At 36.9% G+C, this 25793-nt stretch carries 21 protein-coding genes and 5 tRNA genes; 4 read left to right on the forward strand and 22 right to left on the reverse strand.

Going from position 1 to position 25793, the window contains the following annotated elements; all coding sequences use genetic code 11:
* Positions 1 to 22 precede the first annotated feature (22 nt).
* From rpoB to DIT68_RS07385, 22 genes are all read right to left on the reverse strand, one after another.
* Positions 23 to 3835 carry a DNA-directed RNA polymerase subunit beta gene (gene rpoB, locus DIT68_RS07275; protein WP_109359165.1) on the reverse strand — a complete coding sequence of 1271 codons (3813 nt, stop codon included), beginning with the start codon at positions 3833 to 3835 and terminating at the stop codon, positions 23 to 25.
* A 109-nt stretch (positions 3836 to 3944) separates the two neighbouring features.
* Complete coding sequence (gene rplL / locus DIT68_RS07280) at positions 3945 to 4316, reverse strand: 50S ribosomal protein L7/L12 (RefSeq protein WP_109359166.1); 372 nt, start codon at positions 4314 to 4316, stop codon at positions 3945 to 3947.
* Positions 4317 to 4361: 45 nt separating this feature from the next.
* Complete coding sequence (gene rplJ, locus DIT68_RS07285; RefSeq protein ID WP_109359167.1) at positions 4362 to 4883, reverse strand: 50S ribosomal protein L10; 522 nt, start codon at positions 4881 to 4883, stop codon at positions 4362 to 4364.
* Positions 4884 to 4894: 11 nt separating this feature from the next.
* Positions 4895 to 5590 (reverse strand): 50S ribosomal protein L1, encoded by a 696-nt coding sequence (rplA, locus tag DIT68_RS07290; RefSeq protein WP_109359168.1) that lies wholly within the window; start codon positions 5588 to 5590, stop codon positions 4895 to 4897.
* A 12-nt stretch (positions 5591 to 5602) separates the two neighbouring features.
* Positions 5603 to 6043 (reverse strand): 50S ribosomal protein L11, encoded by a 441-nt coding sequence (gene rplK, locus DIT68_RS07295; RefSeq protein ID WP_109359169.1) that lies wholly within the window; start codon positions 6041 to 6043, stop codon positions 5603 to 5605.
* Positions 6044 to 6128: 85 nt separating this feature from the next.
* Positions 6129 to 6680: a transcription termination/antitermination protein NusG gene (gene nusG, locus DIT68_RS07300; protein ID WP_109359170.1), complete on the reverse strand. Its 552-nt coding sequence runs from the start codon at positions 6678 to 6680 to the stop codon at positions 6129 to 6131.
* A 33-nt stretch (positions 6681 to 6713) separates the two neighbouring features.
* A complete protein-coding gene (gene secE, locus DIT68_RS07305) occupies positions 6714 to 6926 on the reverse strand; it encodes a preprotein translocase subunit SecE (protein ID WP_109359171.1) in 213 nt (70 codons plus the stop codon).
* A 15-nt stretch (positions 6927 to 6941) separates the two neighbouring features.
* Positions 6942 to 7014 (reverse strand) — tRNA-Trp (locus DIT68_RS07310).
* A 51-nt stretch (positions 7015 to 7065) separates the two neighbouring features.
* On the reverse strand, positions 7066 to 8253 hold the full coding sequence (gene tuf, locus DIT68_RS07315) for an elongation factor Tu (protein WP_109359172.1): 1188 nt from the start codon (positions 8251 to 8253) through the stop codon (positions 7066 to 7068).
* A 95-nt stretch (positions 8254 to 8348) separates the two neighbouring features.
* A tRNA-Thr gene (locus DIT68_RS07320) sits at positions 8349 to 8420 on the reverse strand.
* 25 nt (positions 8421 to 8445) lie between these two features.
* A tRNA-Gly gene (locus tag DIT68_RS07325) sits at positions 8446 to 8518 on the reverse strand.
* A 26-nt stretch (positions 8519 to 8544) separates the two neighbouring features.
* Positions 8545 to 8627: transfer RNA gene (locus DIT68_RS07330), tRNA-Tyr, on the reverse strand.
* A 14-nt stretch (positions 8628 to 8641) separates the two neighbouring features.
* Positions 8642 to 8715 (reverse strand) — tRNA-Thr (locus DIT68_RS07335).
* Positions 8716 to 9232: 517 nt separating this feature from the next.
* On the reverse strand, positions 9233 to 10108 hold the full coding sequence (locus DIT68_RS07340; RefSeq protein ID WP_109359173.1) for a tyrosine-type recombinase/integrase: 876 nt from the start codon (positions 10106 to 10108) through the stop codon (positions 9233 to 9235).
* A gap of 56 nt (positions 10109 to 10164) precedes the next feature.
* Positions 10165 to 10356: a 30S ribosomal protein S21 gene (rpsU, locus tag DIT68_RS07345; RefSeq protein WP_109359174.1), complete on the reverse strand. Its 192-nt coding sequence runs from the start codon at positions 10354 to 10356 to the stop codon at positions 10165 to 10167.
* A gap of 76 nt (positions 10357 to 10432) precedes the next feature.
* Complete coding sequence (locus DIT68_RS07350) at positions 10433 to 11572, reverse strand: acyl-CoA dehydrogenase family protein (protein ID WP_109359175.1); 1140 nt, start codon at positions 11570 to 11572, stop codon at positions 10433 to 10435.
* An 84-nt stretch (positions 11573 to 11656) separates the two neighbouring features.
* Positions 11657 to 12598 (reverse strand): ComEA family DNA-binding protein, encoded by a 942-nt coding sequence (locus DIT68_RS07355; RefSeq protein ID WP_109359176.1) that lies wholly within the window; start codon positions 12596 to 12598, stop codon positions 11657 to 11659.
* 5 nt (positions 12599 to 12603) lie between these two features.
* A complete protein-coding gene (locus tag DIT68_RS07360) occupies positions 12604 to 14679 on the reverse strand; it encodes an alanine/glycine:cation symporter family protein (RefSeq protein ID WP_109359177.1) in 2076 nt (691 codons plus the stop codon).
* A gap of 86 nt (positions 14680 to 14765) precedes the next feature.
* The gene (locus tag DIT68_RS07365) at positions 14766 to 15674 is read right to left on the reverse strand and encodes an SDR family oxidoreductase (protein ID WP_109359178.1); all 909 of its coding nucleotides are present in this window, start codon (positions 15672 to 15674) and stop codon (positions 14766 to 14768) included.
* A 235-nt stretch (positions 15675 to 15909) separates the two neighbouring features.
* Positions 15910 to 17178 carry a DUF2851 family protein gene (locus tag DIT68_RS07375; RefSeq protein ID WP_109359180.1) on the reverse strand — a complete coding sequence of 423 codons (1269 nt, stop codon included), beginning with the start codon at positions 17176 to 17178 and terminating at the stop codon, positions 15910 to 15912.
* Between the two features lie 75 nt (positions 17179 to 17253).
* Positions 17254 to 21576, reverse strand: coding sequence for a SpoIIE family protein phosphatase (locus DIT68_RS07380; RefSeq protein WP_109359181.1), 4323 nt, complete (start codon positions 21574 to 21576; stop codon positions 17254 to 17256).
* Positions 21577 to 21636: 60 nt separating this feature from the next.
* Entirely contained in the window at positions 21637 to 22785 is a 1149-nt protein-coding gene (locus DIT68_RS07385) for a 5-(carboxyamino)imidazole ribonucleotide synthase (RefSeq protein WP_109359182.1), read from the reverse strand.
* 111 nt (positions 22786 to 22896) lie between these two features.
* On the opposite strand from DIT68_RS07385, the gene hpt reads away from it, so the two are divergent.
* From hpt to DIT68_RS07405, 4 genes are read left to right on the forward strand one after another with little or no spacing between them, the layout of a single operon-like run.
* A complete protein-coding gene (gene hpt / locus DIT68_RS16650; RefSeq protein WP_317133891.1) occupies positions 22897 to 23448 on the forward strand; it encodes a hypoxanthine phosphoribosyltransferase in 552 nt (183 codons plus the stop codon).
* Positions 23449 to 23455: 7 nt separating this feature from the next.
* Positions 23456 to 24034, forward strand: a complete 579-nt coding sequence (locus tag DIT68_RS16655; protein ID WP_109359184.1) for an adenylate kinase — start codon at positions 23456 to 23458, stop codon at positions 24032 to 24034.
* A gap of 4 nt (positions 24035 to 24038) precedes the next feature.
* Positions 24039 to 25031, forward strand: a complete 993-nt coding sequence (gene obgE, locus DIT68_RS07400; RefSeq protein WP_109359185.1) for a GTPase ObgE — start codon at positions 24039 to 24041, stop codon at positions 25029 to 25031.
* Positions 25024 to 25605 (forward strand): phosphatase PAP2 family protein, encoded by a 582-nt coding sequence (locus DIT68_RS07405; protein ID WP_109359186.1) that lies wholly within the window; start codon positions 25024 to 25026, stop codon positions 25603 to 25605. Before obgE ends, DIT68_RS07405 begins: the two co-directional genes overlap by 8 nt.
* Positions 25606 to 25793 lie beyond the last annotated feature (188 nt).

Genomic DNA, 25793 nt, shown 5'->3' on the forward strand with positions numbered 1-25793 from the left:
GTTTTCAATTAAACTTTGACTATTAATCCATCTTGATATTCAATCCAAGTCCTCTCAATTCATGAAGAAGAACATTAAATGATTCTGGAATACCTGGCGTAGGAAGGTTATCTCCTTTTACGATTGCCTCGTAAGCCTTAGCTCTTCCGTTCACATCATCAGATTTAACAGTCAAGATTTCTTGTAGGATATTCGCTGCACCAAATGCCTCAAGTGCCCAAACCTCCATCTCACCAAAACGCTGACCTCCAAAGAGTGCCTTACCACCAAGTGGTTGTTGCGTAATTAACGAGTATGGTCCGATTGAACGAGAGTGCATTTTGTCATCTACCATGTGAGATAATTTCAGCATGTAAATAACTCCTACTGTTGCAGGTTGGTGGAAACGCTCACCTGTTCCTCCATCATACAAGTACGTTTTACCTGCACGCGGAATTCCAGCTTTATCACAGTATTCTGCAACCTCTGATGGTTCTGCTCCATCAAAAATTGGCGTTGCGAACTTCACGTTTAATTTTTGACCTGCCCATCCAAGAACAGTTTCATAAATCTGACCTAAGTTCATTCGTGAAGGTACCCCAAGTGGGTTCAACACGATGTCTACTGGTGTTCCATCATCAAGGAAAGGCATATCTTCCTGACGAACGATGTTCGCAACAATACCTTTATTTCCGTGACGACCCGCCATTTTATCACCCACTTTCAGCTTACGCTTCTTCGCCAAATAAACTTTAGCCAATTTAACGATTCCTGCAGGTAATTCATCTCCTACAGAGATATGGAATTTCTTACGTTTGTAATTTCCTAGTAAGTCGTTGGCTTTAATAGTGAAGTTATGAATAACTCTCTGGATCATAGAGTTTGTTTCATCTTCATCCGTCCATTTACTTGGATTTACAATAGAATAGTCTACTATACTAAGTGCTTTTTCGGAGAATTTAGATCCTTTCTTGATTATTTCTTCTCTAAAGTTATTTGTTACACCTGCAGACTTCTTGCCTTCAAGTATAACTAATAGCTTTTGAACAAGAATACCTTTCAAATCACCCAAATCTTTTTCGTACTCCGTATCTAAATTCTCTAGAATTGGTTTATCCTGAGCTTTAGTTTTTCTGTCCTTCACTGCACGAGAGAAAAGTTTCTTATTCACAACTACACCTCTTAAAGAAGGTCCAGCTTTCAACGAAGCATCTTTAACGTCTCCAGCTTTATCACCGAAAATAGCTCGCAATAGTTTCTCTTCAGGAGAAGGATCAGTTTCACCTTTTGGTGTAATTTTTCCTATTAAGATATCTCCTTCTGATACTTCTGCTCCAATACGGATCAATCCGTTCTCATCAAGGTCTTTAGTAGCTTCCTCACTAACATTTGGGATATCTGCTGTGAGCTCTTCCATTCCTCGTTTTGTGTCACGCACTTCCAATGAATATTCATCAATGTGAATTGAAGTAAAGACATCCTCACGTACAACACGTTCAGAAATTACTATCGCATCCTCAAAGTTATATCCTTTCCAAGGCATGAAGGCTACCTTCATATTCTGACCAAGTGCCAATTCTCCTTGTTGAGTTGCATAACCTTCACAAAGAACTTGCCCCTCCTCTACAACATCACCTTTCTTCACGATAGGCTTCAAGTTCATCGTAGACCCTTGGTTAGTTTTCTTGAACTTAGTTAAACTATATGTTTTAGTTTTACCGTCAAAAGAAACTATTTGATCTTCCTCAGAAAGATCATACTTAATTACAATTTCGTTAGCATCAACATACTCAACAACACCATCCCCTTCCGCATTAATCAATACACGAGAATCACGCGCTACTAAGCGTTCAATTCCTGTTCCAACAATCGGAGACTCTGGTTTCAATAATGGTAAAGCCTGACGCTGCATGTTTGATCCCATCAACGCACGGTTGGCATCATCATGCTCCAAGAATGGAATAGAAGACGCCGCAATAGAAGCAATCTGATTTGCTCCTACATCCATCAAGTCAATTTCCTTTGGTTCAACCACAGGGAAGTCACCCTCCTCACGTGCCTTTACCATTTCCCCCAAAAACTCACCGTTATCATTCAATGGAGCATTCGCTTGCGCGATCATCATTGAATCCTCTTCTTCTGCGGACAAGTATATAGGCTCATCTTGTAATTGAACCTTACCATCTACCACCTTTCTGTAAGGTGTTTCAATAAATCCTAATTTATTTACTTTAGCGAATACACACAGAGATGAAATCAAACCAATATTTGGTCCCTCTGGTGTTTCGATAGTACAAAGTCGACCGTAGTGAGTATAGTGAACATCACGCACCTCAAAACCAGCACGTTCTCTAGAAAGACCTCCTGGTCCAAGTGCTGAGAAACGTCTTTTGTGAGTTACCTCAGAAAGTGGATTCGTTTGATCCATGAACTGAGACAATTGATTTGTTCCAAAGAATGAATTGATTACAGACGAAAGGGTTTTCGCATTAATCAAGTCAATTGGCGTAAAAACCTCATTGTCACGAACATTCATCCTTTCACGAATTGTACGCGCCATACGTGCAAGACCAACACCGAATTGAGAGAATAATTGTTCACCCACTGTTCTAACACGACGATTAGAAAGGTGGTCAATATCATCAACCTCTGCTTTTGAGTTAATCAACTCAATCAGATACTTAATGATCTTGATTATATCACTTTTAGTTAAAACTCTTGACTCCTCGTCGTCAGAAATTTTAAGCTTTTTATTAATTCTAAAACGTCCTACTTCACCTAAATCGTAACGTGTGTCTGAGAAAAATAATTTATCAAAAACACTACGTGCTGTTTCGATATCTGGCGGCTCCGCATTACGTAATTGTCTATAAATTACTTCCACTGCTTCCTTTTCAGAATTGGCAGTATCTTTTTGTAATGTGTTATATATAATAGTAAAGTCAGCAGAATTCACATCTTCTTTATGAAGGATGATAGTTTTCGTACCTGCGTCAATTATTTCCTCGATATTATCCTTATCAAGAACGGTATCACGATCCAAGATCACCTCGTTACGCTCAATAGATACAACTTCTCCTGTATCTTCATCAACGAAGTCTTCGATCCAAGATTTTAGCACTCTCGCAGCTAGCTTACGACCTAATACTTTTTTAAGATTAGTTTTCGTTGCTTTGATTTCATCTGCTAGGTCAAAAATCTCCAAAATATCTTTATCACTTTCGTAACCAATTGCTCTGAACAAAGTTGTAACAGGCAATTTTTTCTTACGATCGATATATGCATACATAACATTATTAATGTCAGTTGCGAACTCTATCCAAGAACCTTTAAAAGGGATAATTCTTGCAGAGTAAAGTTTTGTACCATTCGCGTGTCGAGATTGTCCAAAGAATACACCAGGTGAACGGTGTAACTGAGAAACAATAACACGTTCAGCACCATTCACAACAAATGAACCTTTTGGAGTCATGTAAGGAATAGTACCTAAATAAACATCTTGAACTATCGTTTCAAAATCTTCATGTTCTGGATCAGTACAATACAGTTTTAATTTTGCCTTAAGCGGCACGCTATACGTTAATCCACGTTCAATACACTCTTCAATAGAGTAGCGAGGCGGATCAATGAAGTAGTCCAAAAATTCAAGGACAAATTGATTTCTTGTATCAGTTATAGGAAAGTTTTCAGAAAACACTTTAAAAAGCCCCTCCTTTTCTCTGTTCTCAGGAGTCGTTTCAAGTTGAAAAAACTGACGGAACGATTTTAGTTGAACATCCAAAAAGTCAGGATATTCAAAAACACTTTTGCTAGAAGCGAAATTAATTCTTGTAGCGATATTATTTGATGTTGCCAAGACTACGAAATTTTGTTAGAAAAAAGAACCAGATGCGTATAAATGCATAAAAACAGCACAAGGCATCCCGAAAATCGAGGATGCCTGTACTGCAAAATAAGTATAGTTATTACTTAACTTCAACTTCAGCTCCTGCTTCTTCTAATGAAGATTTTAAGCTTTCAGCCTCGTCTTTAGCAACACCCTCCTTAACTGGAGATGGTGCACCATCAACTAATGCTTTAGCTTCTTTCAAACCAAGACCAGTTAATTCTTTAACTAATTTTACGACAGCCAATTTACTACCTCCGGCAGCTTTAAGGATTACGTCAAACTCAGTTTTTTCTTCTGCAGCTTCTGCAGCAGCACCTCCTCCTGCAACTGCAACAGCAGCAGCAGCTGGTTCGATACCATACTCGTCTTTAAGGATTGTTGCTAATTCGTTAACGTCTTTTACTGTAAGGTTAACTAATGTTTCAGCGATGTCTTTTAATTCAGCCATTTTATTTTTGTTTAAAAAAGGTTCTAATAATAAATAATATTTAATCTATGCTCTTTCTGAGAGCGTTTTAAGGATACCTGCAATCTTACCACCTTGTCCTTTAAGACCAGAAATAACATTCTTCGCTGGGCTTTGGAGTAAAGTAACAATATCACCGATAAGTTCATCCTTACTCTTAATTGCTGTTAATGCATCTAAGCTTTCATCACCTAAGTAAATCGCTTCTTCAACATACGCAGCTTTAAGGATAGGTCTATCGCTTTTCTTGCGGAAATCTTTAATAATTTTTGCAGGCGCATTACCTACTTCAGCAAACATAATTGCAGTTGGACCTGATAATACCGTCTTCAACTCACTTAGATCTCTGTCTTCAATACGCTCAAGTGCTTTAGCAAGAAGTGTATTTTTCACCACTCTTAAACTAACACCGGCTTTGAAACATCTACCACGAAGGTCGTTGATTTTAGATACAGGCAATTCTGATGTGTCGGCAAGATAAAAAATACTTGCCTCTTTTAGTTCTGCTGTTAAATCGTCAATGTACTGCGCTTTTTCTTCTCTATTCATATTTAAAAATTTTAAGCGACAACAGATTTAGCGTCAATTTGAATACTAGGGCTCATTGTAGAGCTCATGTATATACTTCTAATGTACACTCCTTTAGCTGCAGATGGTTTCATCTTAATTAACGTACTGATTAATTCAGCTGCATTGTCTTTAATTTTGCCGCCCTCAAAAGAGACCTTAGCAATATTAGAATGAACAATACCGAATTTGTCAACACGGAAATCGATTTTACCAGCCTTAACTTCTTGAACTGCCTTAGCTACATCCATTGTTACAGTACCAGTTTTCGGGTTAGGCATTAAACCTCTAGGCCCTAATATACGACCTAAAGCACCTACTTTACCCATTACAGATGGCATCGTGATAATCACATCGATATCAGTCCAACCTCCTTTAATTTTCTCTATGTACTCGTCTAATCCAACGTAATCAGCCCCTGCTTCTTTCGCCTCTTCTTCTTTGTCCGGTGTACAAAGCACAAGTACTTTGATATCCTTTCCAGTTCCGTGAGGTAAAGCTACGGTTCCTCTTACCATCTGATTTGCTTTTCTAGGATCCACTCCTAGACGCACACTGATGTCAACAGAAGCATCAAATTTAGTATTGGTGATTTCCTTTACTAAATCACATGCTTCAGTCAACGAATACGTCTTATCAAAGTCATACTTTGAAAGCGCTTCTTTTCTTTTTTTAGAAATACGTCCCATGATTAATGTTTTTTAGTTTTTAGGAAAATCTCCTTTTACAGTGATTCCCATACTTCTTGCTGTTCCTGCAACCATTCTCATACCAGATTCAACTGTAAAACAGTTAAGGTCTGACATTTTATCTTCTGCAATTGCCTTTACTTGATCCCAAGAAACACTAGCCACTTTTACGCGGTTAGGCTCTGAAGAACCTTTCTTAAGTTTTGCTGCATCCAATAATTGAACTGCTGCTGGTGGAGTTTTGATGATAAAATCGAATGATTTATCACCATAGACAGTGATTACAACAGGTAATACTTTTCCAGCCTTATCTTGAGTTCTTGAGTTAAACTGCTTACAGAACTCCATGATGTTAACCCCTTTTGCACCAAGTGCGGGACCAACGGGCGGAGAAGGATTTGCTGCACCACCTTTGATCTGTAATTTGATCAAACCTGCTACTTCTTTAGCCATTTATATATAGTTTGTGTAGTCTAACGTGGTCGTATAGATGGGAAGCTTTAATCATCACCACCACTCCTACTGATTAAAAAACTTATTAACTTTCTTTATCTACTTGCATATAGCTCAACTCGACCAAATTCTTTCGACCGAATATCTTCACCATAACTTTCAATTTCTTTTTCTCCTCGTTAATTTCTTCAATAGTACCATTAAAATTATTAAATGGACCATCTACCACCTTAACTGACTCTCCAATAACGAAAGGTATTTTCATTTCCTCTTCGTTTTCAGACATCTCATCAACCTTACCTAAAATACGGTTAACTTCAGCTTTCCTCATAGGCAACGGATCTCCGTGCTTTTCAGCACCAAGAAAACCAATTACATTGGGAACACCTTTAATAACGTGTGGTACTTCACCCACAAGAGCAGCTTCGATAAGCACGTAACCTGGTAAAAAAGTTTTCTCTTTAGAGATTTTTTTACCATTCCTAATTTGAAAAACTTTTTCCGTAGGAATAAGGATTTGACCAAAGAAATCGTTCAACTTTTGTCGATTGATTTCCATTTCAAGATATTCCTTGACCATGCTTTCTTTCCCGCTTATTGCGCGAACAACATACCATCTTTTCTTAACTTCTTCCACAGTAATTCCGTTAAAGCTTATCAGTATTATAAATTATGGATAAATCAATCCAAGAATTCCTTTCCAGAAATATGTTGATGGATTTATTCCGAAGATAAAGTCCATTACAAATATAAGTAAGGAAAATATAACAGAACCTATTACTACAATAATAGTATTGTTCTGCAACTCTGTCCATGTAGGCCAGCTCACCTTGTGAACCAGCTCATGGTATGTATCCTGAAGATATTCTACAATATTTGCCAATTTCTTTCAATTTTGCACGGGCGGTAGGATTCGAACCCACGACCAATGGTTTTGGAGACCAGTACTCTACCAACTGAGCTACGCCCGTAGTGGAAAAAGGGGAGCTTATAACTCCCCTTTTTCAAGTTTATTTATCTGCTTAATCTTCGATCTCAGTTACCTGACCAGCACCTACAGTTCTACCACCCTCACGGATTGCGAAACGTAGACCTTTGTTCATTGCAATAGGAACGATAAGCTCAACATTGATTGTTACGTTATCACCAGGCATTACCATGTCACGATCTTCACCTAAGTGAATCTCTCCAGTCACATCCGTTGTACGGAAGTAGAACTGTGGACGGTAACGGTTGTGGAATGGAGTGTGACGTCCACCTTCATCTTTCTTAAGAACGTATATCTCAGCTTTGAATTTAGCGTGTGGTGTTGTAGAGCCAGGCTTACAAACAACCATACCACGACGAATAACTGTTTTGTCAATACCTCTTAAAAGAAGTCCAACGTTATCTCCAGCCTCACCTCTATCTAATATCTTACGGAACATTTCAACTCCAGTAACAACAGATTTAAGTTTTTCGTCACCCATTCCTAGGATATCAACTTCTTCACCAGAGTTAATAACACCAGTTTCGATACGACCAGTTGCAACAGTTCCACGACCAGTGATCGAGAACACATCCTCAACAGGCATCAAGAAAGGCTTGTCTACTTCACGAGGAGGTAATTCAATCCATGAATCAACGGCAGCCATAAGCTCCATTACTTTATCACTCCACTTCTCGTCTCCGTTAAGAGCTCCTAATGCAGAACCTTGGATAACTGGAGAGTTATCTCCGTCATAGTCATAGAAAGACAAAAGCTCTCTAATCTCAAGTTCAACTAATTCTAATAATTCTTCATCATCAACCAAATCCACTTTGTTCATGAAAACAACAATTCTTGGAATACCAACTTGGCGTCCTAAAAGAATGTGCTCACGTGTTTGTGGCATTGGTCCATCCGTTGCAGCAACAACTAAAATCGCACCATCCATCTGAGCAGCACCTGTTACCATGTTCTTAACATAGTCGGCGTGACCTGGACAATCTACGTGTGCGTAGTGACGATTTTCAGTTTCATACTCAATGTGAGATGTATTAATTGTAATACCACGTTCCTTTTCCTCAGGAGCGTTATCGATTGAGTCAAAACTACGAGCTTCAGATAAGCCTTTTGAAGATAAAACCGCAGCGATAGCAGCAGTTAAAGTTGTCTTCCCGTGATCGACGTGACCGATTGTTCCAATGTTCAAGTGTGGTTTGGAACGTGTAAATGTTTCCTTAGCCATTTTTTATTTGTTACTTGTTAATATACTATTAATTACTTTCTTGTACATACAAGAAAATTCACTCATAATCATGAGTGAGTCCCCCTTTCAAATCGAGCCAATGACGAGAATTGAACTCGTGACCTCTTCCTTACCAAGGAAGCACTCTACCCCTGAGCTACATCGGCAGCGAGTCAATAAAAGATTAATTTGAGCGGGAGACGAGACTCGAACTCGCGACCCTCAGCTTGGAAGGCTGACGCTCTACCAACTGAGCTACTCCCGCTTAAAATATAAAAGTAAAACGATCAGTGGGGGGAGAAGGATTCGAACCTTCGAAGGTAAAAACCAACAGATTTACAGTCTGTCCTCGTTGGCCGCTTGAGTATCCCCCCAAGAAAAGTTTATGAGCCGATGGAGGGACTCGAACCCCCGACCTGCTGATTACAAATCAGCTGCTCTAGCCAGCTGAGCTACATCGGCACTTTTGATGGTAAATATTAATCTTTTAAAGAACTCCCTAACTTGTTTTATCAACTCGTTCGGGGTTGCAAATGTATGAAATAAATAAACTCTGACAAGCGTTTTTTTAAATTATTTTTGATTTTTTTTTACCCCCCATGGCAAAGCCTCTTGAAAAAGAAACATAACAAACTGTATAACATAGATTTACTGACATTTTCTCCATAAGAAAAAAATTACATTTTTTTTCTTTTTTTTACCTCGTCGGTAAAACTCACTTAAAAAACCTAGACCTTTAATGTAAATATTTGGCTGAATTGTTTTGCTGTTTCAGAACAAAGTCAATCAGTTCATAATTGCTGAAGCCGATTATTAGTATCAGTGTTAAACAATACATATTATAAAAGCTTGCACTGAATCAAAACGCTTCAATTCAAATTTGAAGAACTTACCGCTTGTAAGCTATCAAAAAACCATACTTATCCTTCCCTCCTAAGGCCGATCAAATGAAATAACGGATTACATTTAGACAATATCACTAAACCTTCCCACCTCTTGGATGAGATTCCTTATATATTTTCGAAATTTGATCAAAGGAATTATGTGTGTAAACCTGCGTTGCACTTAAATTGGCGTGACCCAATACCTCCTTAAGTGTTTCTAAACCTGCCCCATTATTCAACATGTGCGTTGCAAAAGTATGCCTCAAAACATGAGGGCTTCTTTTTGTGAGCTTCGTTAACATAGAAAGGTAGTAGTTCACCTTTCTATAAACAAACTTCGGATACAGCTTTTTACCTTTGTCGGTTATAAATATACTTTCGCATTTCGCTTCTTTATAAACTGGATTATCTAAATATGCCTCGATTTGCGTGGACAATTCTGAGGTAATCGGTATAATCCTTTCCTTATTCCTTTTTCCCAGCACCTTAATTTTTCCATCTTCAAAATCTGACTGCTTTAAACCAATAAGTTCTGAGAGTCGAATTCCAGTTTGATAAAAAACTTCTATTATTAAACGGTCTCTAATACCCGAAAAACCCTCCGGAAATAAGTTTTCCATCTCTAACACCTCTATCTCCTCCTGTTTCACAAACTCCGGAAGCCTCTTTTCCTGTTTAGGCCCTTTCACCTTCAACATTGGATCAATGCCAATAAACTGATTTTTCTGAGCCCATTTAAAAAAAGTTCTAAGTGAAGACAGCTTTCTATTTACAGTTCTGTTGGAGTGCTTTTCATTAATCAGCTTTACGACCCAGCCTCGAACGTTTTGATAGGAAATCTCACATAACTCCTCGGCGCTATCCACCAGCACAAACTCCAAGAAAGAACTCACGTCCTTCCTATAGGCAGCAACGGTATGATCCGAAACTCTGCGCTCTGTATTTAGATATGTTATAAACTGATTAAGCATAAAACAAAAAAAGGAGTCTTTAATAGACTCCTTAACGTATTCTTTACAAGAATATTTTATATTTCTTTAGACTGTAGACGTTGTTTATAAGCAGCTTTAATCCTTGCTTGACGACCTAAGATTGATGGTTTAATAAACTCTTTACGTCTACGGATTTCTCTCATACGACCAGTTTTTTCAAACTTCTTCTTATATTTCTTGAGAGCTCTTTCTATGTTCTCTCCTTCTTTTACAGGTACTACTAACATATTCTATTATTAATTTCGTTTTCTAATTCTATAAACAGGTTTGCAAAGATAGTAAGATAAATCTTATGAACAATACTTATTTCAAAATTTCTCTAGAAATAACTACTTTTTGAATTTCAGAAGTTCCTTCACCTATTGTCATTAGCTTTGCATCACGCAAAAACTTTTCAGCTGGATATTCTTTTGTATAACCGTAGCCCCCCATAATTTGTACAGCTTCGTTACCACACATTACTGAAGCCTCACTAGCGAAATACTTTGCATACGCTCCTTCTTCCGTCATTTTTGCACCTTTATTTTTAAGTGCCGCGGCATTAAAAGTCAAGAGTTCAGCTGCTTTTACATTTGTTGCCATGTCCGCCAATTTGAAGCTTATACCTTGAAACTGTGCTATTGGCTTACCGAATTGCTCACGCTCTTTTGCATATTTTACAGAAGCCTCGTAAGCACCTCTTGCAATTCCACAACTTAAGGCTGCAATAGAAATTCGTCCACCATCGAGGATTTGCATTGCTTGAACAAAGCCCATTCCAACTTCACCAATTAAGTTTTCATTTGGAACACGAACATTATCAAAGATAAGCTCAGCCGTTTCACTTGCTCTAACTCCTAATTTACCTTTAATCTGAACCGCCGAAAATCCTGGGGTTCCTTTTTCTACAATAAAAGCAGAAATACCTTTACTATCTAAAAGCTCACCTGTACGAACTAAAACAACAGAAATGTCGCCTGAAAGACCATGAGTAATCCAATTTTTCGCACCATTAATAATCCATTCGTCACCATCCTTTACCGCAGTAGTTTTCATTCTCATGGCATCAGACCCTGTGTTTGGCTCTGTTAATCCCCATGCACCTATAAATTCACCTGATGCTAACTTTGGTAAATATTTTTTCTTTTGCTCTTCCGATCCATGATAGTAAATATGACCAGTACACAATGAGTTGTGAGCAGCAACAGACAGACCAACTCCTCCGCAAACCTTCCCTAACTCAATTAGGGCAGTAACGTACTCATCATAAGTAAACCCGCTCCCTCCATACTCTTCAGGAATGTATATACCTAGCAGACCTAAGTCCCCTAATTTCTTCATTACATCAACTGGGAAGTGTTCTTTTTCATCCCATTCTAAAAGATTTGGTTTGATTTCTTTCTCGGCAAAATCTCTTACCATTTGTTGAATCATCAACTGATTTTCGTTTAGATCAAAGTTCATTTTTTATAATTTATATTCCTAATAAGTTATCAATTTGTAAGTTGCAAATATAGTATATTTTTAACTCCTAAGATTAATAATTGTTCATTCGACTTTTATGAAAGGCTTTAAAGCTTTAAATTTTTCTCCGTCAATATAAGGAGATAAAATTATCTCATCGATTCTTTTATATGGTCGGTGATTTTCTCTGAAGAACACAATCGACTTTGCCATGTCAAAGCTAATCAATGGATGGTCTCTTAATTCTTTCTCAGACGCACTATTTAAATTTAGCTTCCTCACTTCTGACTTATCAAGGATAAGATATGGTTTTATAGATTCTATTTTTTCCTCATCCATTAAATAAATATCGAAAAGCTGATCATAAGAAACAATACCACCATAACTGTCACGTGTTTTTATTATTTCCTTGGCAAAGTAAGGACCGATACCAGGTATTTTTTTCAAATCCCAATCCGACGCAGTATTTATGGATATAGGTTTTATAGCTTCCTTTTCTCCTTCAGCTTCAGTCTTTTCAACTTTTTTGCTAGTTGACTTCTCTATGTATTTTTTGTAAGGCTTCTGTTGTTCAGCATAATTAGGGGTGGGTAAGGAGTCGGGCAAATCTAGCTTTGGTAATAAAATATTATAAAGCTCATCATCCACCACATACAGCCTTTTCAGATCCGCTTTTACTTTTAGTTCCGCACCACTATTCAAATACTTTAATATTGACGCTGCCTGCTTTTCGGATAAACCTACATCCATCCACTGCTTGAGAGAATACTTATTTGGGTTAAACATTTCTGAGGGCTCAGTGTATTTACTCGCAATCTCCACTTTGGTATCTATCGAATCTATACTTCTTTCCGCTAAAGCAATCGAACGAACTTTGACATCGTAATGAGGTGGTGTGTAAAAGTAATTGTAATATATTCGAGGTGTTACCGCTACGGCAACAAAGAGAATCAGCAATACGACAATTCCTCTACGGGCTCTTTTTGAAAAGTGCACCCAATCACTATCCCAAGCTTTCTTCGTCAAATTATTTATTTAAATCTTTTAATCACTCCAGATTTTACACGCACAAAGTAGTCTTTCAAATCTGCTTTTACCTCTCCAGACATAATTAGCAACCCTAGAATATTTGGGAAAGCCATACCTAAAATCATTAAATCTGAGAAATCAATTACTGCTCCCAATCCCACTGAAGCCCCAACAACGACAAAAATCAAAAAGATGAATTTATAGATTAATCCAGAAATTTTAGTTTCTCCAAAAACGTAAGTCCATGCTTTAAGCCCATAATAAGACCAAGAAATCATTGTTGAGAACGCAAATAAAACAACTGCAAAAGACAGCACATACAAGGACCAATCACCTAGTGAGGATGAAAACGCTGCTGAGGTCAATGCGGCACCTTCCAATCCTTCCGGATCTTGAGCATAGCCTGTAAAAATAATCACTAATGCTGTCATTGTACACACAACAACCGTATCAATAAAAGGCTCCAAAATAGCCACTATTCCTTCACTAACCGGCTCATCAGTTTTAGCAGCAGCGTGAGCAATAGGCGCTGAACCCACCCCTGCTTCGTTGGAGAATGCAGCACGCTGAAACCCTAAAATAAGAACTCCTATAAAGCCGCCATACATTGCGTCTGGACTAAAAGCACCCTTAATAATGGTTCCGAATCCATGCCCTAGGTTTTCATAATTAAAACCAATAATCACTAATGCTGAAACTACATAAATACCGACCATTGCGGGAACAATTTTATCTGTTACGCTCGCAATACTTTTAATTCCACCAACAATAACAATACCTACCAAAATAGCCATTCCGATTCCAAAATATAATCCATAAGCTGAGAAACCTTCCCAACCAGGAATTTCTGACAACTGGTTAAAAGCTTGGTTTACTTGAAACATATTACCACCGCCAAGTGAACCACCAACACAAAGAATTGCAAAAATGATTGCTAGTACTTTTCCGAGTTGCTTAAATCCTGGACCTCTTTTCTCCAATCCACGACTTAAATAATACATTGGTCCACCAGAGACTTCTCCGTCCTCTTTTTGATGACGGTATTTAACCCCCAGAGTACACTCCACAAACTTAGACGCCATTCCAATTAAACCTGCCAGAATCATCCAAAACGTGGCACCTGGTCCCCCCATACTAATTGCAATTGCAACACCAGCGATATTTCCCAGTCCCACAGTGGCAGAAAGTGCAGTAACTAAGGCCTGAAAATGGGTAACTTCTCCCGCACTTTTATTTGGATCATCAAATCTTCCTCTCACCAAATCTATAGCATGGCGAATTCCTCTGAATTGTATAAAACCCATTTTAAATGTGAAGAAAACTGCTCCAGCCACAAGCCACAAAACAATTAAAGGTATACCTTGTGACTTATTGGTTAGATTTTTAAAATAGAATGGCTGTGGAGAAGGATAATCAATTCGTCCTAATATTTTTTCTGATCTATTCCCTTTTTTATTCGTAAAATAGACATTGTCGCCAGCTGTCACTTTAACACCATCATGCACTCCATGAATTAAAACACCATCGCCCATTGCGTAGAAAGGAAACTCGTGATCTCCATCCTTTAGAATAGCAATCATTTCTAGGTGCTTTACTGCCTCACCATCTTTCTTCAACCACTCTTTTATGGTGTAGTTGTTTCTCTCAGCATCTATTGCAAAAGGAGCTTTTAATCTAAACTCCTTAACCTTAACTGTATCAGACCAAATATTAGCGAAAAGTACTTTTTGCAAAAAGGCAACAGCAGGTTTCATTCCGTTGTTCACGTTTTCAGAAAAACTATTTGGTTCAACATAACCTTTAACAGTGACCGAATCAAAATTAGCATCAATTACAACAACTTTAATGGAATCCCCTTCGGACCAGCCATTATATCCCTTGTTGTAAATTGAAATATTTTCTTTATTCCAAACATATTTATAAGGTTTCTTTCCTCCTTTTACATCTATTTCGACAGAAACATTGTCAATTGCATCGGATTTGTCTTTGGTTGTTAGTTCTGCTGATAAAGGCTCTGTTTGCCCAAAAGCAAAACTAGTCAACAGGAATAGGGTAGCCAAAATATTAGCTAATCTCATAAATATTATTTTTTGTGTTTTTATAAAAAGCTATTGATTGCACCTACAAGAAGTAGTGACAGATTCGCTAATTTAAAAATATTATTTTAATTGTCTGAGTCAATTTTGGATAAGCTTTCGACAAAATCCGTTGGAACATAGGAGAGTTCGTCTTTCGCCTTATCGATATTTAATCCAGAAGAGATCGGACGCTCTGCTTTTTGATTTAGTTTTTCTGATGTAATAGCGTTTACAAAACTCGAATCCACTCCAAGGTATTTAGCTACTAACACTATATAATCGTGCATTGACATTAACTCTCCGCCTGCAATATTATACACACCAAACTCTCCTAACTCTATCACTTTACTGCAAGCCTGAACAAGATCCTCCACAAAAGTTGGAGTCCTGAACTGGTCATTCACGATATTCAGTTGCTTTTCTGCTCGTAACTCAGCAAGGGCCCAGTTGAAAATATTATTTTTATTCAGTGCTTCTCCAACTCCATAAACAATAGAAGTTCTGAGAATAGAAACCTTATTGTAGCCGCTTTCAAAAATCAACTCTTCGGCTTCCCATTTAGACTTACCATAATTACTGAGTGGATTTGCTGTATCCTCTTCCGAATAAAGTTTCTTTTTACCATCAAATATAAAATCAGTAGAAATTTGAATGAAATGTATATCTGTCCCTTGAATCTCCTCTAAAATATTGGCTACACCAATTGTATTAACAGCAAAACACTCTGTTTCATAATCTTCGCAAGCATCCACATTTGTCATGGCCGCGGCGTTTATAATGTGAGTTGGTTTGTAGGCGGTTATCACTTCGCCCACACTCACGGCGTTAGAAACATCTAAGATTTCAAAGTTTTCTGCTGGACAAAAGGACAGTTTGTTTTTTGAATTTGCAGTCGCCAAAAACTCCACTTCATGCCTTTGAAAATGTTGAACCAACTTCTGCCCGAGTAGACCATTACTACCCGTTATCAAAACTTTTAATTGTTTATCATTCATAATTCCCAAATTGACTTTCTTTTTTTACGTAAACCAAAAAAATGTTTATTCTCCAATATCCAGCCCATAGCAAGATATAAGATAAGTGGCGAACCCAAGGCAATAAAAGAGCTATAAATAAAAAACAAACGCACCTTAGTGGTTCTTACACCTAGCTTTTTTGCCCACCATTCACTAACCCCAAAGGAGCGCATTTCGAAAAAAAACACTATTTTCTGAATAAACTTCTGCATAATTATTTCTCTAAATTTTCTGTTCCCACTTTACAGGACAAACATTTTTTAAATTTACAAAATTCATTGTTTAATTCTAATAATCCCTGGCTTTCTAATGCATTTTGGGGTGAAAAACCGATATTCTGCCAATAATTTACCACATTATTTTTCTCCGAAGGCAGTTTCTCCATCAATTCGACAGCTATATCGCTATAGGAAAAATCATTGTACAAATGTTTCAATGAAACAAAGTAAGGCACCACTCCATTTATAATTAAGTTCTGTTTAAACTGTTTTGAAAAGCTTAAGGTTCTTTGTTTTGATTGCTTTCCAAAGACAAAATGATTTTCCCAATACACATCTATATACGACGTAGATAACTTATTTATTTGATCGATGATTTGTTTAGCTGTTAAATCGGTTAAACTCCTCAAATCAAATTGAAGGAGAAATGCATTTATTTGCGCCAAGATAAAACTAGGAAAACTGTAGGGCCTGATTCCGCTAAACTTCCATGCGCTCTTGTTCATTTCTAACAATGAATGTTTGTGTTTAAGAAAAGTCCAAGTATGCTGAAGACTTTTATAGTATTCGTCTGCAAAATCTTCCTTTAGGAAACCTGCTGACCCAAAAACTAAGGCTTCTAGGCGGGTTTTATCCCATTGCTCTTTAGTAATTAACTGATAGGGCAGAATTTTAGCCAGCTCTTGCATAGGCAGTTTATTTACCCTACCACCAGTGGCTTGCAGAATAGCAGCGAGCAATAAAGAGTACTTATCTCTTTTTTCTAAATTCAGCATCTCTATCAGTTCAATTCCTTTTCTTTCGATTCGGTGAAGAAAAGAAACATCTATCTGTTGAAGCAACGCCAATTTATAATTCTTTACCACATGCGCACAGGGCACTCTTTGTGGATTAGAGAGGATTTTCTGATAATTACTAAAATGAATCATATCAATTTGGCTCTTGAGCTCAATAGTAGGCAACAGGACTCCATTTACAAAAACTTCTTTATCGTGTTCATACACAACGTGCAGAACGACATTATTATAGGCCTCGTCTAAATGATGATTATGCGCATACCAATCCGAAGATTTTATATGTAGTTCAATATTTCCTGACCATTTCAAGCCATCGATGGAAACAGTTCCATTAAAAAAATCTGGTCCGGAGTCTAGGTTATACCAACCAATTTCATGAATATTAATGGGTACTCCATTGGTTAATTTCAAAAGATTAAAGTTTAGGCGCTTCATGCGCCAGAGGTAATGCAAATATTCTTCTTGCATGATTTAGTGATTTTAGGTGTTCTCTATTAAAGATAGTAAATAATAGAAGAACCCACCAAATAAAAAAGAAAAAAATCACTTCTTACCTCGAACTGCAATTACTGTAATATCATCTGTTTGCTCTGTATTCCCCACCCATTCCCTGTGGTATTCTTGAAGAATTGTATTCTGCTCGCTCATAGGCTGATTAGAAATTGCGTCAACCAAGGCTAGGAATTTTTTTATTGTAATTTTTTTATTTCTTGATCCACCAAATTGATCTGGATATCCATCAGAGAAAAGATAAACTATTTGATCCCTTGTCACCACTATCTCTTCTGTTTTGTACCTAAAATCATCAGATACCGCCTCGCCTCCTATATGTTTAATTTGTCCTTTAATCACTTGAACACTCTCGGTTTTGTTATCTTTAATAAGGAATCGACCACCTGCCAATGCATATTCCACGCGGTCGGTATTCTTATCAAAGGCACAAACAACGATTTCCATACCATCTTGAATTCTATTTTGCCCATCGCGTGGCAATAGTTCAGATAACCTTTCATCAAGCTGATTCAGTATTTCACCGGGATCAACAATTCTAGCTTCTTCAATAATTTGGTTCAAGATATTAATCCCTAGCAGCGTCATAAATGATCCAGGAACGCCATGGCCAGTGCAGTCGGACAAAATCAAAATGGTTTTGTCTTCAACTTCCTTTAACCAGAAGAAATCTCCTGAAACAATATCTTTAGGCCTATACAGAATGAAGTGATCTTTAAAAGCGTGCTTAAATTCAGCCGAACGCGGCAACATATTAAATTGGATTCTTCTGGCGTAATTAATAGAATCAGTAATCGACTTATTCTGTTCTTTTATAATTGCATTTGCTTTTCGAGTGCTGGTAATATCCCTAGCCAATCCTAAAAAACCAGTAATTCCATCACCTACACCTGTCTTTCGCATGGTTGTGAGATTCTGTGCAAGCCATTTCACTTCTCCCTCATGTGTTCTGATCGGAAATTCTTTATACTTTCCTTTACTGCTTTCTCTTAAAGAAGATGCAAGGTATTTTTTTACTTCTTTTCGATATGAGGGCTCTACAAAATCTAAAAGTGAGGCTTCTAGCAACTCCTCCTTTGGTCGTTCAAAAACATCACAAGATTTCTCATTTACAAAGGTAAAGTTCCCTGTTGTATCCATCTGAAAAATTAGACCGTCGGCATTTTTAACAATGAGTTCGTAATAGTTTTCTAAGTTTATTTTCTCTGTTACATCTTGCCCTAGAATAACACGTAAATCATCTGAAAACATTTCGCATGACCACTGATAATAAACAACATCTTCGTCTGCTGTATAGAATGGAGCTACAAATATAGCCCCCTCCTTAAAGTTGGTCACCATATCCTGATAGGAGAAATCTGTAGCACTACTGTTTAGCGGTTGATAATTCTTTAACCCCATGATGCTCTCCCCTTTGAGCGGGTCATCCAGACCTAATAAAATTCCGATATTGGAACTAGCAAATGAAATCGTTCCCTTTTTATCGAAAGCGACAACTAAAGCATTTCCATTGTTTACTACTCCAGATGTAAAAATTAATTGCTCTAAAGAGCTATTACGAAGGTAAGTTTTAAAAATCATTAGGAAGCTTGCAATAGCCGTACCCATGAGGAATAAATATTGATTATAGCCTGAGTTTTCGACCAAATATATGATAGAAATACTCATAAAACCCATAAAAAAGCTTAGATATATTGCTTCCCTTAGACTTCTCAGAATATAGGGCGCGACAAAAGTCACCAGCAGTATTCCTACAAAATAAAATGGATGTATGTCCGAAAAGTAAGCGAAGACATAATTATAGATCAACAAAGTGAAATACCCAATAAGCAAATAAATTCTCGGTTGCTTATTTGACCTATCGATGTATTTCATAATGAAGTACATCAGTATTAAGATCATACCGGTAACAATCGCAATGAAATCATAATTAGTTAACGTCTCATCTAATCGCGGCCCAAAAAGGTGTCCTGAGGTATTGGCAATTGCACCAAAAATTAGAACGCCCTTAGCCATTTTACGATCAGCATTTATATTTTTATCTAAGATTATATTCTTGCGATTAAAGCTACTCACCTTATTTAAAAACAGCACATTTAGAAGAAGTGCGAGACCTATAATTAGTATAATGAACCATTTACTACTGTAAAAAGGAACTTTAACAGCAAAACTTATGGTTTCTGGTTTACTCTCTTTTATTCCATCATCAGAGGACTTCACCAAGAATTCATAGCTGCCTGATTGCACATTATTTAAAATAGCTTCTTTACTTGTAGACCACTCCGACCAATCTTTCCATTTCTTATCTGGCCCCACTAATTTGTAGCTGTAAGAAACGTGATTCGATTTTGAGTTTATACTCTTAAATTCGATAAGGAGATTATTGTTTTCAGAGTTAAAAACAATTGGGTTTTTGCTATTAATTAAGTTTTCTGTATTCTTATTTTTAAACGAAAATATGACGGGCTGGTTAAGCATAGTTTCTTTCACAAACAACTCTGGCCTCAAAAGAATTAAACCGCCTAAAGTTCCCAATAAAATATTACCATCTTCCGATTTAAATGCAGATCGCATATGCGTTTCATATCCATAGAAACCGTTTTGCTTATTATAGGTTTTACTATTTAAAACTTCACCATTTTTATTTACCGATATTCTGGTTATTCCTTTATTAGTTCCTACAATGATATTTCCAAAATTGTCTGTATTTAAAGTATAAAACAATAAGGAAGGAAGTACTTTTTCGGAGCTAATAGCGACTCTTTTGTTGTCTTTTGTAATACCAATTAAACCTTTATCAATGGTAAACCAAACAGTGCCATAAATGTCTATTGAAGAGTTCCCCACGTAAAACCCCATAGACTCGCCATCTACACTTTTTATTCTTTTTTCGAACTGATTTTTGAATCGATCATATTTTAGGATCCCTAAATTTGTTCCGAAATAAATAGCAGATGAATCCTTTGCCGCTACTGCATTGTAAATATACGCTGGAACCGAGGGAAAAGACTCCACCTCGTTGGTTTTTAAGTTTTTTCTAAAAAGTCCATTACTTTCTATCGCATACCAAATATAATCTAAATCGTTAAAAATTAAAGATACACGTTCTCCTTTCAAATGGCGCAACGGTTCATAATCGACTAACTCCTTTCCTTTTACTTGAAAAACTCCAAGATTGGTTGAAACCAAAAGTTTTTCATCAACATGGGTCATTGATATTACATAAACTTCTTTTCTTTGCACAAAGGAGTCTTTATCCGTTTCCTCACCAATAAAAGTTCCTTGACCTCCGATGCTCAAAATTAAATGATCTTCATTTGTTTTTCCTACGAAGTAAATGTGAGCATCTCTCAATAAATCGTGATTATTTAACTGCGTAAAAGGTTCCAATGAAATTCGGAACGCTCCATTCATTTTTGTGGTCACCCAAATGTCATTATTCCGGTCAACCAATATATCCGTTGCGTCATTGATTTGTACTTTAGAATTATTCTTTATTATTTTGAATTCCTCCTCATGAATGTCATAAACAATAACCCTCCCTTTATTAGTGAGATAGAAAATAGAGAATGCATTATTATCCCATTTGATAACATATTCATCTGGACCAAGTAAATCTCCTTTAATTGCTTTCTTTGCTTTCCTCGAATTTTTCACATCATTTAAAGCGACCGTAAGCTTACTTTTCAGCCATTTATCTACAAAAATAAGGCTATCCTGCTTTTTAAATGCCGCTACGTAATCTTTAACCTCAACCTCATCAACGCCAAGCCATGCATTGAGGCTTGCAATTTTTTTCTTTTGAACATGGTAGTTTCTTTCAGAACTAAAAATGAAAAGCTCATCTTGGGTTTTATATTCCCCATAGAATTCCATTTTAGTATTAATAGGAAAAATGGTTTCCTCTTGCACTAAGACAGTGTCTTTAAAAAGTCTTAACCCACTATCTTCAAAGACAATGAATGAATTTTCAAGATGAAAAACGCCATGCGAACGGCCAAGTAGTTTTAAGAATTTAAATCTTTCAATTTGACCTTCACGAATTGTGTAGACCCCTCTGAATAAGGAGGTATAAAATAATTGATTATGATGGAAACTAATACTATTGACATGACGATTATTTCGCCCTTGGATCTCAGTTAAGTAATCGAACTCTTCTCCATCGAAGCGTAAAAGACCGGCGCCATCTGTGCCAAACCAAATATAACCATCATCAGATTCTTCAACAGAAAGAATAGACACAAGGTTTACCCCTTCTTCATAATTATAATTCTTAAACGTATAAACCTGCGCATCAACCGCAAAAGAGCTAGAGAAGGCAAGGAGAAAAAGAAGCAACCACTTTAAAAGTTTCATACAAATACAGGAACTATCTGATAAAACTAATAAAAAAACGTTAATGTAGGTTGTAATTCATCAAAACGTAACAACTTTAATCACTTCTTGAACTTTTCTGGCTTTGATTTTTGCCTGTTCAATATCTTGATCCGTTATAGTAATGTGTCCCATTTTTCGGTTTGGTTTCGTGGTTGACTTTCCATATAAATGAACATACACTCCTGACATCTTCATCAACTCCTCCATCCCTTCATACTTGGCCGGACCTTCAAAATTCTTTTCCCCTATCAAATTCACCATCACACCAGCCGTTTTTATAGCAGTATCTCCCAAAGGAAGCCCCAAAATAGCGCGTAAATGCTGTTCAAACTGAGAAACATAATTACACTCTATGGTGTGGTGCCCACTATTATGCGTTCTTGGTGCCACCTCGTTAACCAATAAATCCTCTTCTTCTGTTAAAAACAATTCTACAGCTAAGAGTCCAACCATATCTAACTTTTCAATAAGCTCTTTTGCTAAATTGCTTGCTTTTTGCTCAAGAGCTGGAGAAATATCTGCTGGACTAAACAAAAATTCAACTAAGTTCAATTCTTCGCTGAACTCACATTCCACAACAGGAAAGGATTTCACCTCTCCCTGTTCATTTCTTGCTACGATTACAGAAAGTTCCTTTGTAAAATTAATTTTATCTTCAATTAATGCAGGAACATCAAAAGCACCATCGAAATCCTCGGGTGTTTTTATTACTGCAACTCCTTTTCCGTCATAGCCCCCTTTTCTCATTTTATGAATGAAAGGTAATTCCGATGTGTATTTTTCTAATCCTGCTTCATTTTCAATTAGGTGAAAAGGTGCAGTAGGTATATTGTTTTCTTGATAGAACTGTTTTTGCAAACCTTTATCTTGAATTAATTTTAAAACCCTTGGTTGCGGAAATACTTTAACGCCTTGCTTTTCTAATTCTTCTAATGCTTCAACATTAATGTGCTCAATTTCCACCGTTAAAACATCCTTATCCTTTCCGAAATTGATTACATCATCGTAAGATTGAATATCTCCTTCTGTGAATTCATATGCTAAAGTACCGCAAGGAGCAGTCTTAGATGCATCCATAACATAAACATGAACATCATAATTCATCGCAGACTGAATCATCATTCGCCCCAATTGTCCACCACCTAAAACTCCTAATTTAAATGCTTCTCCGTACCACTGTTTTTTCATTATTCTCAAGTTTTCAAAATCAATGCGAAGATACAGAAGCCTTTTGTAGAATGACAGATGTTTCATAAAAAACTTTAGGAACAATTAAAATGTTTTAAAAATATTATCTTTGTGGAAAGTACAAATCAAGAAAAGGTGCAAATAAAAGATAAGAAGTTCGAACTATACATTTCTGAAGATGAAATTCAAAAATCTATACAAACGGTAGCAAAACGAATAAACACTGATTATAAAGGCGAGGAAATCATCTTTGTTGGAGTACTAAACGGTGCGTTTATGTTTGCTGCTGACCTTATAAAGGATATTGATTTAGAATGTGAAATATCATTTGTTAAGGTAACTTCATACAAAGGAACATCTAGCACGGGAAAAGTGCATGAGTTAATTGGATTAACCACAGACATCAAAGATAAACATGTAGTTATTTTGGAAGACATAGTTGACTCGGGGCTTACCTTGAGTAAATTATACTCTATGATAGACCATAACGCACCAAAATCAGTGCAGGTAGCAACACTTTTATATAAGCCTGATGCTTTTAAAGGTAAATATCCGCCAAAGTATGTTGGAATTGAAATACCTAACAAATTTATTGTGGGGTATGGCTTGGACTACATGGAGGTAGGTAGAAATACCAGAGAAATTTATAAGATAATTGAATAAAGAAACTATGTTAAATTTAGTATTATTTGGACCTCCAGGCGCTGGAAAAGGAACGCAATCAGCTAATATCATTCGGAAATATGGACTAATACACCTTTCAACGGGTGATATTTTCAGGTTTAATATTGGAAACAAAACAGAATTAGGACAATTGGCTAAATCATATATTGACAAAGGACAATTGGTACCCGATGAAGTAACAATCAACATGTTAAAATCTGAGGTTAACAAGCACGTTAACCCAAAAGGTTTTATTTTTGATGGTTTTCCAAGAACTAAAGTCCAGGCAGAAGCTCTAGATGAGTTTTTAGCTGAGAAAGATGCCAAAGTTGCAGGAATGATTGCTTTGGAAGTTCCAGAGGATGAATTGAAAGAAAGATTACGCAAAAGAGCAATCGATTCTGGTCGAACAGATGACGCTAACCCAGAAATTATCGCAAATAGAATTTCAGTTTATAACAACGAAACTGCTCCTGTAAAAGTTTTCTACAATGCTCAAGATAAACTACACAAAATAAACGGTTTAGGCGGAATAGAAGAAATTACGGATGCAATTATCGAAACAATAGAATCCCTTAAAGATTAATTGAATGGCCTCAGATAACTTTGTAGATTACGTAAAAATATACTGCCGTTCAGGAAAAGGAGGTGCAGGTTCTCGCCACATGAGAAGAGAACGCCACATTCCCAAAGGAGGTCCTGATGGTGGTGATGGTGGTCGTGGTGGACATGTTATCATTCGAGGAAATAAGCAAATGTGGACACTTTTGCACCTTAAATTTCAAAAACACACTAAAGCCGACCATGGAAAATCGGGAGGTGCGCAACAAAGAACAGGAGCTGAAGGAAACGATGCTTATATCGATGTGCCCGTAGGAACTATCGTTAGAGATTCTGAAACCAACGAAATTCTTTTTGAAATTGATGAAGATGGTCAAGAAGAAATTGTAAGAAAAGGTGGAAAAGGTGGTCGCGGAAATACGCATTTTAAAAGTTCTACCAATCGTTCTCCAGATTACGCCCAACCAGGGGAAGATGAAGAGGAAGGATGGACAATTTTAGAGTTAAAAGTTTTAGCGGATGTTGGATTGGTAGGGTTTCCTAATGCTGGAAAAAGCACCTTACTCTCTGTGCTTTCAGCAGCTAAACCTGAAATAGCAGATTATGCATTTACCACACTTCGTCCTAATTTAGGGATAGTTAGTTACCGAGGAAATCGATCTTTCGTAATGGCCGATATTCCAGGTATTATTGAAGGTGCTCACGAAGGAAAAGGGTTAGGTCTAAGATTCCTGAGACATATCGAACGGAATTCATTATTACTTTTTCTTGTTCCTGCGGACAGTGATGACATTGCCAAAGAATATCAAATCTTGATTAACGAATTGAGACAATATAATCCTCAATTATTGGACAAGGAGAGAATTTTAGCGGTTTCCAAATCAGACATGTTAGATGATGAATTGAAGGATGAAATCAGAAAACAACTCCCTGATTTAAAAACCATTTTCATCTCTTCTGTTGCCCAGCAAAACTTGGCAGAATTGAAAGATTTAATTTGGAATACATTAGACCATGATTGAGTGGCTTAAAGAAATAGAACAGACTGTTTTAATCGCCATAAACAGCGCGCACTCTCCTTTCTTGGACTGGTTGATGTGGTGGATTAGTAATACCCCAATTTGGTTTCCTTTTTATATTTTCCTCTTTGTTTTGGTTTACTATAAATACTCTCTTAAACATGCAGTTTGGTTTACTGTTTTTGGCTTCGCAGCAGTTGGTTTTGCAGACTTCACAGCCAATTATGGATTCAAGCATACCTTTATGCGTTACCGTCCATCGCATCACCTAACATTAGGTGAACAACTGCGATATTACGAATTCAAACCGGGTGAATTATACAAAGGAGGTCAGTATGGTTTTATTTCCGGCCATGCGACAAACTCATTTGTGATTGCAGTTATGTTTATTCAGCAGTTGAAATCAAAAATTAAATTTATAGTTCCTATACTTTTGTTTTGGGCTTTACTTGTTTCATACAGCCGAATGTATCTTGGAGTTCATTATCCATCAGATATTATTGGTGGAGCACTTTGGGGGTCTGGTGTAGCTTTCCTATTCCATTTCATTTACAGGAAGACAGTCTTAAAAACATAGAAGGGCTTGGTTTTGCACTTTATTTGATCAACATTAGTTTTGTTTTATGTAGTGCTTGGTCGAGAATGCAATAAATCCATCCAATTGAGCTTATCCCACCTGTTTTTCTTGTCGGCTAAAGGCTAAGTCTTCTGAATGAAATTACTTGATATATGTATTGCTAAACTCACTTTCCAACAAGCATTGCA

The organism is Brumimicrobium oceani (genome assembly GCF_003143775.1).
GTDB classification, from domain to species: Bacteria; Bacteroidota; Bacteroidia; order Flavobacteriales_D; family Crocinitomicaceae; genus Brumimicrobium; species Brumimicrobium oceani.